17 protein-coding genes are annotated in these 16,306 nt (G+C 51.2%); 16 read left to right on the forward strand and 1 reads right to left on the reverse strand.

The features are described 5' to 3' along the window. Positions 1-53 precede the first annotated feature (53 nt). From ffh to NG665_RS02805, 4 genes are all read left to right on the forward strand, one after another. Complete coding sequence (gene ffh / locus NG665_RS02790) at positions 54-1,607, forward strand: signal recognition particle protein (protein ID WP_252673783.1); 1,554 nt, start codon at positions 54-56, stop codon at positions 1,605-1,607. Positions 1,608-1,627: 20 nt separating this feature from the next. After that, positions 1,628-2,713, forward strand: a complete 1,086-nt coding sequence (locus tag NG665_RS02795) for an amidohydrolase family protein (protein ID WP_252673784.1) — start codon at positions 1,628-1,630, stop codon at positions 2,711-2,713. Positions 2,714-2,918: 205 nt separating this feature from the next. Further along, complete coding sequence (locus tag NG665_RS02800; RefSeq protein WP_252673785.1) at positions 2,919-4,724, forward strand: hypothetical protein; 1,806 nt, start codon at positions 2,919-2,921, stop codon at positions 4,722-4,724. Positions 4,725-4,774: 50 nt separating this feature from the next. Next, positions 4,775-5,422: a TipC family immunity protein gene (locus tag NG665_RS02805; RefSeq protein ID WP_252674072.1), complete on the forward strand. Its 648-nt coding sequence runs from the start codon at positions 4,775-4,777 to the stop codon at positions 5,420-5,422. A 334-nt stretch (positions 5,423-5,756) separates the two neighbouring features. Here NG665_RS02805 and NG665_RS02810 read toward each other — a convergent pair whose 3' ends face one another. Further along, positions 5,757-6,689 carry a cation diffusion facilitator family transporter gene (locus tag NG665_RS02810; RefSeq protein ID WP_252673786.1) on the reverse strand — a complete coding sequence of 311 codons (933 nt, stop codon included), beginning with the start codon at positions 6,687-6,689 and terminating at the stop codon, positions 5,757-5,759. A gap of 246 nt (positions 6,690-6,935) precedes the next feature. On the opposite strand from NG665_RS02810, the gene rpsP reads away from it, so the two are divergent. The 12 genes from rpsP to NG665_RS02870 all read left to right on the forward strand — a co-directional run bounded on the left by rpsP (position 6,936) and on the right by NG665_RS02870 (position 16,239). Next, positions 6,936-7,400: a 30S ribosomal protein S16 gene (rpsP, locus tag NG665_RS02815; protein WP_252674073.1), complete on the forward strand. Its 465-nt coding sequence runs from the start codon at positions 6,936-6,938 to the stop codon at positions 7,398-7,400. Then, a complete protein-coding gene (locus NG665_RS02820) occupies positions 7,400-7,636 on the forward strand; it encodes an RNA-binding protein (protein ID WP_252673787.1) in 237 nt (78 codons plus the stop codon). The genes rpsP and NG665_RS02820 overlap by 1 nt, the downstream gene beginning before the upstream one ends. Positions 7,637-7,700: 64 nt before the next feature. Beyond that, entirely contained in the window at positions 7,701-8,222 is a 522-nt protein-coding gene (gene rimM, locus NG665_RS02825; protein WP_252673788.1) for a ribosome maturation factor RimM, read from the forward strand. Further along, a complete protein-coding gene (gene trmD / locus NG665_RS02830; protein ID WP_252673789.1) occupies positions 8,222-9,565 on the forward strand; it encodes a tRNA (guanosine(37)-N1)-methyltransferase TrmD in 1,344 nt (447 codons plus the stop codon). The genes rimM and trmD overlap by 1 nt, the downstream gene beginning before the upstream one ends. A gap of 131 nt (positions 9,566-9,696) precedes the next feature. Further along, complete coding sequence (gene rplS / locus NG665_RS02835) at positions 9,697-10,050, forward strand: 50S ribosomal protein L19 (protein ID WP_289812928.1); 354 nt, start codon at positions 9,697-9,699, stop codon at positions 10,048-10,050. A 145-nt stretch (positions 10,051-10,195) separates the two neighbouring features. Further along, positions 10,196-11,029: a signal peptidase I gene (lepB, locus tag NG665_RS02840; RefSeq protein ID WP_252673790.1), complete on the forward strand. Its 834-nt coding sequence runs from the start codon at positions 10,196-10,198 to the stop codon at positions 11,027-11,029. A 13-nt stretch (positions 11,030-11,042) separates the two neighbouring features. Then, entirely contained in the window at positions 11,043-11,732 is a 690-nt protein-coding gene (gene rnhB / locus NG665_RS02845) for a ribonuclease HII (RefSeq protein WP_252673791.1), read from the forward strand. Next, on the forward strand, positions 11,725-12,045 hold the full coding sequence (locus tag NG665_RS02850; protein ID WP_252673792.1) for a DUF2469 domain-containing protein: 321 nt from the start codon (positions 11,725-11,727) through the stop codon (positions 12,043-12,045). The genes rnhB and NG665_RS02850 overlap by 8 nt, the downstream gene beginning before the upstream one ends. A gap of 128 nt (positions 12,046-12,173) precedes the next feature. Beyond that, positions 12,174-12,545, forward strand: a complete 372-nt coding sequence (locus tag NG665_RS02855) for a YraN family protein (RefSeq protein ID WP_252673793.1) — start codon at positions 12,174-12,176, stop codon at positions 12,543-12,545. Continuing rightward, entirely contained in the window at positions 12,542-14,071 is a 1,530-nt protein-coding gene (locus NG665_RS02860; protein WP_252673794.1) for a YifB family Mg chelatase-like AAA ATPase, read from the forward strand. Before NG665_RS02855 ends, NG665_RS02860 begins: the two co-directional genes overlap by 4 nt. Beyond that, entirely contained in the window at positions 14,068-15,213 is a 1,146-nt protein-coding gene (dprA, locus tag NG665_RS02865; RefSeq protein ID WP_252673795.1) for a DNA-processing protein DprA, read from the forward strand. The genes NG665_RS02860 and dprA overlap by 4 nt, the downstream gene beginning before the upstream one ends. A gap of 9 nt (positions 15,214-15,222) precedes the next feature. Beyond that, a complete protein-coding gene (locus tag NG665_RS02870) occupies positions 15,223-16,239 on the forward strand; it encodes a tyrosine recombinase XerC (RefSeq protein ID WP_252673796.1) in 1,017 nt (338 codons plus the stop codon). The last annotated feature ends 67 nt before the right edge of the window (positions 16,240-16,306 follow it).

Here is a 16,306-nt window from a genome sequence, read left to right on the forward strand (position 1 = left end):
CTACTGTTGATAACCTTGTAGTCTGTGAATAAATAACCGTTGAAAGGCACCTCATGTTCAACTCCCTGTCTGATCGCATAACTGGCTCATTACGTAATTTACGTAAGCGGGGCCGGCTATCTGAGCAGGATGTCGAAGCGGTTATCTCAGATATCCGCCGGGCGCTACTTGATGCGGACGTCGCACTTCCCGTAGTTCGCATGTTCACCGCAGCTGTCCGTGAAAAAGCTGTCGGGGCAATGGCCTCGCAGGCGCTGAATCCAGCGCAGCAGGTTGTCAAGATCGTTAATGAAGAACTGATTTCGGTTCTTGGCGGGCAAACCCGTGAGCTGAACTGGGCAACCGGTAATGCTCCAACGGTTATCATGCTTGCTGGTCTCCAAGGTGCTGGAAAGACGACGCTTGCTGGAAAGCTTGGCCGGTGGTTACGGGAAAGTGGAAAGCGGCCATTGCTTGTGGCATCGGATTTACAGCGGCCAAACGCTGTTCAGCAGCTCTCGGTTGTTGCCGAGCAAGCTGGGGTAGCGGTCTGGGCGCCGCAGCCAGGTAATGGTATTGGTGATCCGGTTCAGGTTGCTCGCACGGGTGTGGCGCACGCTCGTGAGAACGGTTTCGACGTCGTCGTGGTCGATACCGCTGGCCGGTTGGGTATCGATGAAGAGATGATGGAGCAGGCTCGCCAGATTCGTGATGCAGTTGTTCCAGATGAAATTTTGTTCGTCCTTGATGCGATGGTTGGTCAAGATGCGGTCAATACTTCGCTTGCGTTCCGCGATGGCGTTGGCTTTACCGGCGTCGTACTTTCTAAGCTAGATGGCGATGCGCGCGGTGGTGCGGCACTTTCGGTTCGCGGGGTAACTGGTCAGCCCGTGCTTTTTGCTTCCACTGGCGAAAAACTTGATGCGTTTGAGCGCTTCCATGCTGATCGAATGGCGTCACGTATTCTCGATATGGGTGACATCCTCACCCTTATTGAACAGGCTGAGCGCACGTGGAACGAAGAAGAAGCCGTCGATCTGGCTACGAAGATGGCCGGTGGTACGTTTACGCTTGAAGATTTCTTAGCTCAGCTAAACCAGATGCGTAAGATGGGCTCGATGAAGAAACTGATGGGAATGCTCCCTGGTATGGGGCAGTTCCGTGATGCGATTGAAAGTTTCGATGAGCGTGAGATTGATCGTCAAGAAGCCATCGTGTTATCGATGACTAAAAAAGAACGTGAAAATCCGAAGATCCTGAACGGCTCACGTCGCCAGCGTATTGCGAAGGGTTCGGGTACTACCGTCCAAGAAGTTAATTCGCTGATGGAGCGTTTCGAGCAGGCAAAGAAGATGATGACCTCCATGGCTCGTGGCGGTGGTGTGCCTGGGATGCCACAGATGCCTGGCTTGCCGGGCGTAGGCGGTGGTTTTACTAAGAAGCAAAACAAAAAGGCCAAGAAGAAGAACGGTTCGAAGAAGGGACGCTCGGGTAATCCAGCAAAGCGTCGCCAGCAAGAACTTCAAGCTGCGCAGAAGAAAGAGCAGCAAAAGGGTGGAGCTTTTGGTGCCACTGATACCGGCCAACCAGAGGTAGATATCGATAGCCTTGCGAAGTTCTTGCGGTAAGTAGCGAGGTAGAAAGTCCGATGGCAAACTATCGCCTCAGTGGCACGTTGCGTGGAACCCAACGTCACGAAGTGTGGATCGTCGATGGGGTGATATCGTATCGCTCGCCACAAGGGCGAGTGATTGACATGCGTGGGTACGTCTACCCAGGTTTGCTTGATGCCCATACTCATCCGGGCCTGAACCGCGACGGTAACCTGTTACCGCGCCAAGAGGTCCGCAGGCGATTAGAAGCTTTGCGTAGTTGGGGTGTGACTGCGGTACGTGATAGTGGTGGTCAACAAAATCCGAGCAATGATCGCGCCGATGGTCTTCCACGTATTATTCATTGCGGGCAACATATTTCGCGTCCACGCCGCTACACCCGGCATTTGGCGGTAGAAGTCGAACCTGAAGATCTGGTTGCGCAAGCAGTGATCGAATACGAAAAATCTGATGGGTGGATCAAAATCGTTGGCGATTGGATCGATCGTGAAGCAGGGGACAACCTTCCGGTGTGGCCTCGCCAAGCACTCGTTGAGGCAGTCGCTGCTGTGCATGAGCGTGGCGGAAAAGTGACTGTGCATTCGTTTTGTACTGAAACCATCGATGATTTACTCGAAGCGCGAGTTGATGGTATCGAGCACGGCACTGGAATGACCGCCGAACATCTACAAGAAGCTGCGCATCGCGGAATTCTGATTACTCCTACTGTTCATCAGATCCGCCGATTTCCGGAATTTGCGCGTGCCGGAGCGCGTTTCCCGAAGTATGTGCAGCGAATGTTGGGCATGGACGCCCGCCGCCGCGAGCATCTTGAACTGATGATTGAATCCGGTGTTGCGATGCTGATGGGAACAGACACAGCGGAAAATGTCACCGAGGTCGCTATGCCCCACGAACTCATTGATGCGGTTGAAGACGGTTTTTCTCCAAAATTCGCCATGGCAAACGCGAGCTATGAAGGCCGGCGCCGGCTCGGATTCCCCACCTGGGAAGAAGGTGCTCCGGCAGATTTCGTCATCTACGATAGCGATCCGGAAGTAGATATTACGCACACGTTACATCCCGCCTCGGTGTTTATCGATGGGATCCGGTTTCCAGGGTGTGCTACTAATAGTTTCTAGTTTGGTGGTAGTGGAGAACCTACTAAGTGCTATCATCGCTACCGCGATCGTAAACATATGACCCTATCGACTGCATATTAGAATTTATCGAGAATTTCGGGAGTTATGGCGGGTTAGATGTTGTTTTGGGAAGGTAGCTCATAGTGGATATGTTTTTCATTTCCAAAGTGCTGAGACGTTTCTTGCGGCAATCGATAGATTGTGTATGACGTTAGAAGACCAGCAGTTGTCAAGGCGTGTCCAGGTAGAAAATGCTGTGGTTGACTTTGTAGGGCCGTATGCGAATTTGTTTAAAGAACATTGCGAGGCGGTAGCTGGTAATCAGGTACGGGTGAGGAACGCTTGCGAAGATTTGTCTGATCAAGTACGTCAGGCAATTGTTATGGCTCGTGAAGAACGTAAGCGGCGTGCTGAGATTGCGCGATGGGAAGCGTATGAAAGATTTGCTCCTAATCCTCGAGTGAAACTTAGTGCGATACGCGAGTTCCCATTGCCTGCCCCTCAACTCCATGCTCATGCGAGTATTGATGTTCATACTCCGTTTTTTGCTGGTTTTTTGAGTTCTGATAAGTGTTCCGCAGATCTTGTCCGGCTGGAATCTTTTAGCTTTTGGGTACGTGGCGCTAGCGACGCATTGCGTGCGGATTTAGATAGTTGTTTGAGTGCTTTTAGGCTCTTTTGTAACACATGTAGCTGGGTAGAAGTATCTGAGGTTCGAGTTTTTGATCATTTACGAATCTCTGTCGATTATGTGCAGCGTATTGGTTTGTGGATTGAAGATATTGCCGAGGCTTTCCGGGAAGCTGGCGGGCAAAGCATAGGCGCTAGAGGGCTATTTATTATTTTATTATCTACTCACCGGAACTGGTTGTTGCCCGGTCAGCTTGATCCAGCTGAAGCTGAGCGTATGAGGTTTGTGTCCAATGTCATGGATGCGTATGGTTTTGACCATGAAACAGCGTCAATAGTTGTTAAGGCATTTGAAGGAATAGAAAAGAAGTTCCCAGATATGACTCCAGCAGAACAGGCGCATCTCTTTAATCGACTCATGGGCTCGTTTGCTTATGACGGAATTGTATGGGATGTGACTGCCGGGTCTTGGTCCGATTATTTTGATTATGCAGATTTTGTTTTAGAAAGGGTTTCTTATCTGCCGGCAAAGGGACCGGGTGTTGCTTATACACCAAAGCCTGATCGTGCGTGGGCTTTTGAGCAACTGGGCCTAACGCTAGCGGAGTATCAGAAAATGAAATACAGTATCGAGATTCAGAATCGTTTTGCGGGTGCACCTGAGATTTGGTTGGCTGATGATATGCGCAAAGCAGCTCAGGGGATTGCGACGGGGAAAGATGCTGATACTCAGAACAAAATGGCAATAAAATACAACGAAGAGTTAATCGCAGCTCGCCAAGCTTATGGTGCAGATTTATCGGAGGATGAATTTGTGGCTATGTGGGATAGGAATCAGGATAGTTTCTCCGGTAGAACTGATTTTGCTCACCAGTCTATTACCACGGCTAGCTTACTGTGGGGGAGTAACTTGCCGGTGCTGAATGGTTTGTCGTCTGAAAAAGTCAGTGAGCTAGCGGGCTGGCGTGGTGATGCTACGGGTGTATGGTTATTAGAGAAGGATCCGTCATTAGGTGCTGACGATTATAAAGCTGATATTGATGCGGTTAATCTTGATTCTATGATAAGGAAACATCCTGGTACTTCTTATAAGAAGCTACTGATGGATTATAACGAACGTGTAAGCCTGTGGATAGATGAGGGGAAAAATAATAATAACGAGCTGAATATGGCAACTGGCGCATGGAACAGAGTGGATCTATTCGATAAGAACGTTGGCGGTGATGAAAATACTCAAGGTATTGATTATGTTATCCAAGAAATCTGTGAGGATGCTGGTGTTGAAGTGGGCGATCTAGAAGCTCTTCGGGAAGCGAATCCTGTTGGGCATAAGTTTGTTTGTAATTTACAGCAGGGGAATAATGAGCTGAAGGCTCGGTGAGTTGCTCAGCAAGTGAAGAACGGTCGAGGTTGTGAAGGGGGGGGGCTGTGATGTCGAAGAAGACGTATCGTTGGGGTGTTTTTGGTGCGTTTTTGGTTGCTGTTGGCGTGGTGGTGTGGTGGTGGATCACGCCGCAGTATGCGAATGTGTTTGAGGAGATGTATGAAGATGAGCGTGGCATTTTCACTGAGGTTTTGCCGTGGAGTTCGTTTCGTGATCTGCCAAATATTTTAGGGCAAGAATATTTTGTTATACGTTCTCGAGCTTTTGAGTTGGATTCGTATACTATCGATGAGGCGTATGCGGCTGAGTTTGATACCTCAACACTAGATGGCTGGAAGATTGATTTCTTTTTTAGTTACATTCCTGGTGATGAGCAGTTTTCTATATTTTTCAACGGTCACGATGAAGAAAAAGGCGTCGACTTGACTATCACGTATGGGTATGATTTTCAGGCTCATGTGTTGAGAGAGAATGTTTATCTGCGATCGGAAAATGGTCCTGCTGTTCCTTTAGACGATGCGGAGTTGCGGGAGTATTTGGCTGATCATGGGGTGTCGGTTGAAGATGTGAAGGTGGCATCGGATGAGTTGTTGTTTGATCGGGTGATCCATAATTGGGTGACGTATACGTGGTCGGATTTTAGTGCTGATAATCTTGGAGATATTAAGATCGTTCGTTCTTCTTTTTATGAATAATTTACTATGAGTGCTTTTAACCTCGCTGCTACTATTCTCGTATAGACGGCGGTTTCATTGGATGTCAGAGTTTAAGAGCCTCGTCTAGTTACCATGCCAAGAGGTATACGTGATCTCGGAAAAGCTTTGATTACAGACTTATTGTTTGACAGGCGTGAGCAAGAACACAGCTTATACATCGTCAACATCACCAATACGGCATGCAAGATCATAATGCCCACAAGAGTCTACAACGAAGTTGATTGACACGAATGGAAAGCCTCCACACCGGCGTCGATAATGGCAACAAGTTTCCAGATATGTCACGTGCCAGTTTTAGGCACACTGCAAGGAATCATTCCGCCAACGGGATAAAGCCCTGCGGGATATCTTTATAGGATTCTGGATCGTTAATTGGCTCGACATGCACGGTCACGACGGCGTCCTCAAGGCTCTCTTTTATCTGGGTCACGAGCATCTCAGCAAAATCATGACCTTTTTTCACTGTCCATGAATCAGGAACCAGCGCATCGAACTTAATGAAACGCTGGTGACCAGAAACGCGAGTCTGTAAGCCGTGGAACGCGATCATTCGCGGATGCGAATGGGCCGCGAGAATCGCCACGATTATCTGGTTTTCATCGTCTGGTAGTGCCACGTCCATCAGCCCGGCTAGGGCATCTCGCATCAGGCGAATCCCTACATAGATAATGTTGAGCGCCACGAGAATCGCAACGATCGGATCGAGATAGACCCAATGCGTCAGTGCCACCAAACTAACTCCGAGAATAACCCCGAGTGAAGTGACGATATCGGTGAACAGATGATGAGCGTCAGCAGTTAACGACGGGGAGTGGTGGCGTTTGCCCGCCCGGAGCAATACCAGCCCGGTTGCGAGATTAATGAGACCGGCGACGAAGGAGACGAGGATACCGAGCCCGATCGATTCGACTGGAGCCGGGTGTAAAATCCGGCCGATAGCAGAGAAGATAATTAACGCGGCCGCCCCGAAGATCATTGCTCCTTCTAGAGCAGCCGAAAAGTATTCTGCCTTTGCACGTCCGAAGGTGTAACGAGCAGTAGCTGGCTGCGCGGCAAGTTTGAGCGAAATAACCGCCACGATAGCTGCTACGAGGTTCACGACCGACTCCATCGCATCGGAAAGCAACGAAACTGATCCGGTAATCTCGTAGGCAATATACTTCAAAGCGATGGTGGCAGTTGCAGCCCCCACAGAAAGCCAAGCATACTTGGATAAGTCACGCGGTGAATCAGGCGATGAATTCATACTCCTATTGTGCCCATGATCGTGGCCATTCGCACAATGATAGGTGAGGGATGCCACCTTTAAGCTTTTGTCCGAAGAATAGCGAAGTAGCGCGAATTCTGGCACAATAGAACGTTGTACTCAGGTTGCAATTCGGGCCTCTCACCGGATGAATACCTCAGTTAGGAATAATGAGATTCTACGTGTATTTCCCACCGTAAATTCTTAGAATTCCGCCCAACTAAAGAACCAGGAGTGACCACTACAGTGGCAGTCAAGATTCGTTTAAAGCGCATGGGTAAGATCCGTGAAGCGCACTACCGTGTTGTTGTTGTCGATTCTCGTAAGAAGCGTGACGGTCGCGTCATCGAAGAGATCGGTTACTACAACCCAAACACCAACCCGTCAGTTATCGACATCAACTCTGAGCGTGCTCAGTACTGGATCGGCGTTGGCGCACAGCCATCTGAAGCAGTACTCGCCCAGTTGAAGATCACCGGTGATTGGCAAGCAGCTAAGGGTCTTGAAGGTGGTTCCACCCTTAAGACTCTCGAAAAGCTCGATCCAGAAAAGGCTCGTGAAGAAGCTATCGCAGCTGTCCAAGACGAAGCCGAAAAGCGTCGTGCTGCTCAGGCTAAGGCTCGTGAAGAAGCTGAAGCTGAGGCCGCTGCCGAAGCTGCTGAAGCAGAAACCGAAGCTGAGACCCCAGCTGAAGAGACTGAGGAAGCCTGATGTTAGCCCAAGCCTTGGAACACCTCGTCCGTGGAATCGTGGATAACCCCGACGATGTCGAGGTTTCCTCACGAACCAACCGCCGTGGCGAACTTCTTGAAGTTCGCGTAAACCCGGAGGACTTGGGTCGCGTGATTGGCCGCAATGGCCGTACGGCCAAGGCATTGCGTTCCGTTATGGGCGCACTGGCTACGAACGGTTCCGTTCGCGTTGATGTGATCGAAACAGATCGCTGAATTTACGTGTCATAGACCCGCCCTTGAACATCGAGGGCGGGTCTATTTCTTAGAAAGGCTATTGATGCTGTTAACTGTTGCGATTGTTGGGGCGCCACACGGGCTTAAAGGCGATGTGAAACTCAATGTGCGTACTGATGCACCCGAGCGTCGCCTCGTCGTCGGAAAAATGTATGAAACCGAACCAGCAGAACTAGGGCCAGTAACTATCGCCTCGGTACGCTCGCACAAAGGTTCCACCTACGTCACTTTTGCTGAATACGCAGATCGCACCGGTGCCGAAGCGCTGCGAGGCGTCAAACTCGTCGTCGAAACCGACGAAGACGACATCGAAGAAGATGCCTGGTATGCCCACGAATTAGTTGGCTTAGAAGCACTTGACCCAGAAGGGTATGAGCTTGGCGAAGTCACCGGCCTAGAACCTGGGCCGGCCCACGATTATCTGGTTGTGCGTGAACCAGATGGGATCCTAACTCGTGTCCCATTTGTTAAAGCCATTGTTACTGAAGTTGATCTGGACGATAACTGCGTTATTATTGATGCCCCAACCGGCTTGTTTTCCGATGCAGAGCTGGAGATCGACTAATGCGTATCGACATCATGACGGTCTTCCCGGAGTTCTTCTCGGTACTTGACGTCTCTCTCGTCGGCAAAGCCCGCCAGCGCGGATTGTTAAGTATCGACGTCCACGATGTTCGCAACTGGACAACAGACGTACACCGAACCGTTGATGATACCCCATTTGGTGGCGGAGCTGGCATGGTGATGAAGCCGGACGTGTGGGGGCGTGCCATTGACGAAGTGCGCAGCTACACCGATGCCCAAGCAACATGCGTCCTTGCAATTCCCACCCCTTCAGGTGAGCCGTTGACGCAACAAAAATGTTACGAGCTTGCCCAAACAGCCCACATGATTATTGCTTGCGGCCGATACGAAGGCATCGACTCACGTGTCGCGCAATATTACGCCGAACAACCCAACGTCGTCGTCTATGAATATTCGCTCGGCGACTACGTTCTCAACGGCGGGGAAGTAGCGGCCACCGCGCTTGTCGAAGCAGTTGGTCGCCTCGTTCCGGGAATGGTTGGCAACCCACAGTCGCTCGTTGAAGAATCCCACGGCAAATCCGGATTGCTCGAATATCCGGTCTATACCCGTCCGGCAGAATTTCGAGGCATCCCAGTTCCAGAGGTTTTAACGTCGGGAAACCATCAGGCGGTTGATCGTTGGCGCCGCGACCGTGCCCTTGAACGTACCGCCCAGCGTCGCCCCGACATGATTGCGCGCTTGACCGATCTTGACAAAAAAGACTGCGCCGTGCTGGCACGCTACGGCTGGATTCGGCCCCGAAAAACAACCGATCCGTTACGGCCAGTTACGTTGCGAACCGCGCGGGAGAACGACGTCGAACGCCTTGTTTCACTTGCGCACTTAACGTTTCCAGATGCATGTCCACCTGATCTTCCCCGCGAGGCTATTGATGAGCATCTGCGTACACACTTGACACAAGATGAGTTTGGGGACTGGATTAACGATCCACACACCATTGTCGTGGTAGCTGAGATTGAACATGAACTTATTGGCTATAGCGTGGTTTTCACAGGCGTTAGCGAAGCGCGCGCCCCAGGTGCGCCTGCGGTAGGCGATAATGATCAGCTAGCGTATTTGTCGAAATTTTATATCGAGCGACGATGGCGCGGCAGTGGGTTAGCGGGTCTGCTTATGGAAGCATCTTTGGCTCAAATTCGTTTAATTCTTCCTCAAGAAGGCGAAACTTTGGTGTGGGTGGGAACTAATGAAACTAACCGACTAGCTATCAACGCCTATAAAAAAACTGGTTTTACTCAATATGGGAAACGAATTTTCGTTGTAGGTGACGTGGATAATACTGATGTCACTTTAGTACGGCCATTAAATCTGGCAGAATAAGATAGCTTGCTGTAAAAACATATACGCACGCCTGCCGCAGGGGGCGGTATATGGGGCAAGAATAATGCAGATACGAACGGGGTATATCCCGGAAAGCATTCTGGCCTGCGCGCAGAATGGTTGAGAGAATCATGGATTTTCTAAAGAAAATTACTGAGTCCCAGCTCACTGAGCGTCCTTCCTTCCGTCCAGGCGATACCGTTAAGGTCAACGTCAAGGTTGTTGAAGGTAACCGTCACCGTATTCAGGTCTTCCAGGGCCTAGTTATTGCTCGCAAGGGCGGTAACGGTGTTAATGGTACTTTCACGGTTCGCAAGGCATCGTTCGGTGTTGGTGTGGAGCGTACGTTCCCATTGCACTCGCCAAATGTTGATTCTATCGAGGTCGTTACCCGTGGTGACGTGCGTCGTGCAAAGCTCTACTACGTACGTAACCTACGCGGTAAGGCAGCTAAGATCAAGGAAAAGCGTAACGAAGCTCGCTGATCACAATCGTCGAAATGCCCTGGTTTTACCAGGGCATTTTGTTTTGTGATAGAACTGATACCTGACTCGCTGGCTGTGCCCTACACACAATCCCAGACACTTATGTAATCTTAAGAAGAAGAGTTATTTAAGGTCAGGGAGCACGATGTCATCGCACGACGATGCAGAATTTGATGCCGAACGCTACGCGCCGGCTCCACAAGAGATGCCACCGAGTTTTGAGCCGGAATCACTTGAGGAAGCTCGCGCGCAACGCTTGCGCATTATTGTGCCTGATTCACAGCAAACAGAGGTAAGTCTGGGACGCAAAATTCTTTCATCACTGCTCGAAATAGGAACAGTGCTCGCTATCGCCTTGCTGTTTTCGGTAATACTGAAAACCTTTTTCTTACAAGCCTTCGAAATCCCTTCAGGGTCGATGGAAGATACGATCATCATCGATGACCGCGTCATTGTTAATAAGCTAGCCGATAGCGCCGAGGAGCTAAACCGTGGTGATATCATTGTTTTCCTCGATCCAGGGCATTGGTTAGTCGGCACTACACAGCAAGAGCTTTCAGGCTGGCGCGGCGGCGTACAAACTGTTGGTGAAGCGCTCGGATTGTTGCCTCGCAATGCTGATAGCCATCTCATCAAACGTCTTATTGGTTTGCCTGGCGATCATGTAGCGTGCTGTGACGATAAAGGCCGAGTCACAGTCAACGGCGTTGGAATAGATGAAACGTATCTCAAGCCCGGTGTTTCGCCTTCCAATGAACCATTCGACGTCACGGTACCGCGCGGGCATCTGTGGGTGATGGGAGATAACCGCTCAGATTCGAGCGATTCGCGTTATCATCACCGAGTCGAAGGCTCAGGGTTCGTGCCGATTCGCAATGTTGAAGGCCGAGCATGGTTGCGTATCTTGCCTCTTTCACGATTCGGGCAACTTCCAGACGCCTCCGAGGTATTCGAAGGCGTTCGCGCGCCCAAGCAGTGAAAGGCTGGAGTGGGTGTTACTTCCAGATCGGTCCATTGAACGAGAACTACTTGACACAACCGCCAACGGAATGTTTGTGGCTGGAGTTGATGAGGTGGGGCGTGGCGCGTTAGCTGGACCAGCTACGGTGGGCATTGCGGTGATTGATGGCGAAACTTCGGATAGTTTTCCAGCAGGTCTGCGCGATTCAAAACTACTTTCTGCACGCGCACGCGAGAATTTAGTGCAGCCAGTGCGCGCCTGGGTGCGCAGCTATGCAGTGGGACACGCCAGTGCCCAAGAGGTGAACCAGTTTGGCATTATGGGTGCCTTACGGATTGCAGCTAGCCGGGCGGTGGGGCAGCTTAGTGATTTCCCGATCGGCGCAGTATTGCTCGATGGCAGCCATGATTGGTGGTCTTCAGAAGGTCTTTTCGATCCGGGTGCGTCGTTGCCTGCTGTTCCGGTGCGGATGGAAGTTAAAGGCGATGCCCGGTGTGCGGTTGTTGCTGCGGCAAGCGTGCTTGCCAAGGTCGAACGTGACACAATGATGGTTGAGGTTGCCCAACAGTTTCCAGAGTATGGTTTTGAACAGAACAAGGGGTATTCTTCGCCGGCCCATATTGCGGCTCTTACCAGGTTAGGGCCTAGCAGTGTTCATCGCACTGCATGGAAGCTACCTGGGGTAGCGCAAGCAACTACGAACGGGAGTAAACATGAGTGAGTTGGAAAACTTTGAAGCCGACGCCGAGCTCGCGCTGTATCGGGAGTATCGCGACGTCGTTAATCTGTTCCGGTTCGTTGTCGAAACTGAGCGACGTTTTTACTTAGCTAACGACGTCGATGTCAAGGTTCGTGCCTCAGCCTCCGGAGATATTTTCTTCGAAGTCATGCTCAAAGATGGCTGGGTATGGGATATTTACCGGCCCTCTCGGTTTATCCGTGAGGCGCGGGTGGTGACGTTTAAGGACGTCAATGTTGAAGAATTGAACAAGCCAGATTTTTCGCACGAATTACAGATGCGTCAAGAAGGCTAACACCTCCCACAACACTTAATCCAGCACTTACCACGACACTTAATCCACAGAATCGAGTACTGGAACGGTTTTCCACACCTTCGTCTTTTTAACAACGCAGGCATAGCGGGGTTTGGTCTTATTGAAGTATGGAAAACATAGATGATGCACAAGCGATTGGTGTGTGGGGTGAAGAAACAGCCTCGCGCTATTTGCAATCCCATGGTTGGACAATTCTAGATCGTAACTGGCGATGTGCCAGTGGTGAGATAGATATTCTCGGATTCGATCCGCAACGAGATGCCCTAGTTGCAGTAGAGGTCAAGACTCGGCGTTCGCAACGCTTTGGAATAGCTGAAGAGTCGATAACAACCGAGAAACTAACTCGGATTCGTAAAACGTTTACCGCCTGGCTCTATAGTCAACATCGGCGCGCTTCAAGTATGGCGATTGACGTTATCGCTCTGACCTGCCATTCTGCTGACGATTTTCGCCTCCGCCACCTAAAAGGTGTCGCATGAGTACCGGAATTGTGGGACGCGCAGTTGGCATGACTCTCGTTGGAATCCAAGCTCATATTGTTGTTATTGAAGCAGTAATCTTGCCTGGCCTACCGCATTGGTCGATGGTGGGTTTAGCTGACGTCGCAGTTACCGAGGCGCGAGAGCGCTTGCGGGCAAGCTTTTCTCACGTGGGCTTGCGCTGGCCGCATGAACGGGTCACGATCAATCTTTCGCCAGCTTCACTACCCAAAACAGGTACGGCGTTAGATCTCGGTGTTGCGGTAGCGCTCTTAGCTGCCCAAGGATATAAGCCGCTGAGCCAGACCACGGTAGTGATTGGTGAACTGGGGTTAGATGGAACTATCAGACCAACACGTGGGATCTTGCCAAGTATTATCGCGGCCAAAGAACACCACTTCACCCACGCAATCGTCCCATCGGCAAACGCTGATGAGGCGAGATTAGTTCAGGGCATCGAGATCATTGCAGTCAGCCATATTTCCCAAGTGGCACAGTGGATGGGCAGTGATATCCCGGTTCCACACTCAACCTTGGTGGCAGTGAACAACACCGAGCACATATCTCACAATGCCTATGATGATGACCAAGCTGTGGATATGGCTGACGTTCACGGCCAAGAAGCGGCGATTACTGGGATTGAAGTAGCGGCAGCTGGCGGACACCATATTTTAATGGTGGGACCACCTGGGGTGGGAAAATCGATGATCGCCCACCGTCTCCCTTCGATTTTGCCCGATCTTAGTCATGATCAAGCAGTTGATGTAGCTGCTATTGATTCGATTCAAGGAAAGCACATCACTCGGTTGCGTCAACGACCTCCCATTGCTGCACCACATCACACGGTTTCTACTACCTCACTTATCGGAGGCGGTAGTGCAATCGCGCGGCCAGGAGCCGTGAGCCAGGCTCATCACGGCATCTTGTTTTGCGATGAGTTTGCCGAATTTGGGGTACGCACAATTCAAGCTCTGCGAGAACCTCTAGAAAGTGGGTATGTTGAAATCGCACGCTCGCGTGCCACGGTACGTTTTCCGGCGCAGTTTCAACTTGTTGCGGCAGCAAATCCGTGCGCTTGCGGAAAAATACTCGACGGTCCGGGGGCATGTACGTGTTCATCACGGCAGTTACGAAGCTATCAGTCAAAACTGGGCGGACCGGTACGCGATCGTATCGACGTCGTCGTTGAACTTATCCGACCAACGCGCAGCGATTTGCAGATTTCAGCCCCCTCATCAGCCCAGCTTCGTAGCCGCGTGATGTGCGCACGCGAAAAACAGTATGCTCGAGCCAATATGCTCAATAGCCGGTTGCCTGGTTCGTGGCTGCGTAAAAATACTGCGCTGAGTTCGACCATATCGGCGCTATTAGATACCAAGCTGCGCACGGGGCAATTATCGATGCGTGGAATGGACAGAGTGTTGCGGATGGCATGGAGTGTGGCTGATCTAGCTGGCCATGACCAACCAAGTGACGACGATATTGCGCTTGCGTTTTCACTGCGCACTGCATTGGAGGCATCATGACCGACGCCGAACATCGCGCCGCCCGAGCATGGAGCTATATTGCTGAAGGCGGCAACCAAGTAGCTCATGCCTTCATTAAGGCCAGCTCTTACGAACACGCATTGGCGTGGGTGGCAGAGTATGGAACAGGCAGTTCGATTGGTAAAGAATGTGAAGACGCTGTGGCCCGGCTTGGCCATAGCAAAGCAGTTATTCACCGCACGATCCGGGCCTGGCAGCTTCGTCTAGACCATTACAGTGAAATCTCAGATGTGTCTTTGGCACGACTAGGGGCACAATGTATTATCCCAACAGATCGCCAGTGGCCACCTTCGATTAACGAGATACCTCATCCTCCGTTAGCTTTATGGGTACGCGGGGATGTTGAAGTGTTAAACACAGCTGGGATAGCAATTGTTGGTTCGCGTGCTGCTAGTGGCTACGGGCAACGCCTCGCACGAAACCTGGCATACGAACTTTCTGATAGTCACGTCATTATTTCTGGCGGAGCATTCGGTATTGATGCTCAAGCGCATCGTGGTGCTCTACATCATTCACAAGCGACGGTTATTGTTTCTGCCGGTGGTGTAGATCGGCCCTATCCCGCCGCTCATGCTGATCTTTTTAGTCAAACAATTGCGCATGGTGCCGTAATATCAGAATCGGCGCTCGGCTCTGCGCCTCACCGGCACCGATTTTTATCTCGCAACCGGATTATTGCGGCCCTGGGCACTGGAACCGTGGTGGTTGAAGCTCCGATGAGATCAGGAGCATTATCAACAGCTCGCCATGCGATTGAAATTGGCCGGCCGGTAGGGGCGTGTCCTGGGCAGGTAGATTCGCCAGCCGCGCAAGGAAGCCATGCACTTATTCGCGATGGAGCTACTTTGATTCGCCATGCGGATGATGTGCGCGAAATGGTCTCTTGGCAGCAACTCGAATTGGGGGCACCTGTGGGGGAAGATATTTTCTCCATGCCCAGCGACGATGGTTATGATCCGTTGATTGAACGGGTCTGGGAGGCTGTTCCTGTGCGTTCGGTTGCCGATGTGACTGCCATCGCGCGGGTAGCTGGCGTGAGTGTGCAGCAAGCTCAAGCAAAACTAGCATTGCTTGAACTGAACGGCCGAGTCAGTCGTTCAGTTCGCGGATGGAAACGCTAAGATCGAATGGTGAACATTGAGCTACCGGTAGAATTAGAAACCATTCTTGATGACTATGGCCGTGAATTGCAAGTCCGGCGCGGGTTATCAGCCCACACCTGCCGTGCTTATCTTAGTGAGGCGCGATCCCTACTGAATTTTTTGGTTCAGCGCAGTGACGATGCCGGTCAAGCCTTAGCCTATATCGATATTCGAGACTTACGTGCCTGGCTGGCCCAGCGGCAAAAGTCGGGCCATGCGCGTTCTTCCATTGCCCGCCATTCCGCAGCAATACGAACTTTCACGGCGTGGATGTATAAAACTGCAGTGATCGACTCAGATCCAGGAATTCAACTCAAAGCACCACGGGCAGCAAATGAGCTTCCGCATGTACTTTCCGTAGAACAAGCCAGAACGTTACTTGCTGCCGCGCGCCAGAGAGCTGAAACAGGCGATCCGATTCTTATTCGAGATCGAGCGATCTTTGAGCTAATGTATGCTACTGCGATTCGTGTTAGTGAACTGACGGGTGCCAATATCGCAGATATTTCCCCTGAAGGAACCTTGCGTGTGATCGGAAAAGGGAACAAAGAGCGTATCGTACCTTTTGGCCGCCCGGCACGAGAAACACTCATGCAATGGCTACCTGTTCGCGCGCGCCTGTTGGCTGACCGTGCTCAGCTTTTAGCTGCCCACGATAGGGGTAAGCAAGATGTAGCTGGGCAGAATGTAGTTGAGCAAGATGTAGCTGGGCAGGCATACCGCAGAACGGAACAAGCACTGTTTATCGGTGCGCACGGAAAAAGAATCGACCAACGAATCGTGCGTGCGTCGTTGAGTAAATTAACTGCCTATGCTCACCTTCCAGACATCACTCCCCACGATTTACGCCATTCGGCTGCCACTCATCTTCTCGATGGCGGATCGGATCTGCGCACTGTTCAAGAGATACTGGGCCATTCTTCGATTGGAACTACTCAACGTTACACCCATGTTAGCGCCCAGCGCTTGCGAGCTGCTTTTGGTCAAGCCCATCCACGGGCTTGAGTTTGATTGCGCGCTCGCGGTATTAGCGTGCAGGGTGTATCTAGCAGGTAACACTGTGCCAGCTTCA

The sequence above is a fragment of the Arcanobacterium pinnipediorum genome (assembly GCF_023973165.1).
GTDB lineage: Bacteria > Actinomycetota > Actinomycetes > Actinomycetales > Actinomycetaceae > Arcanobacterium > Arcanobacterium pinnipediorum.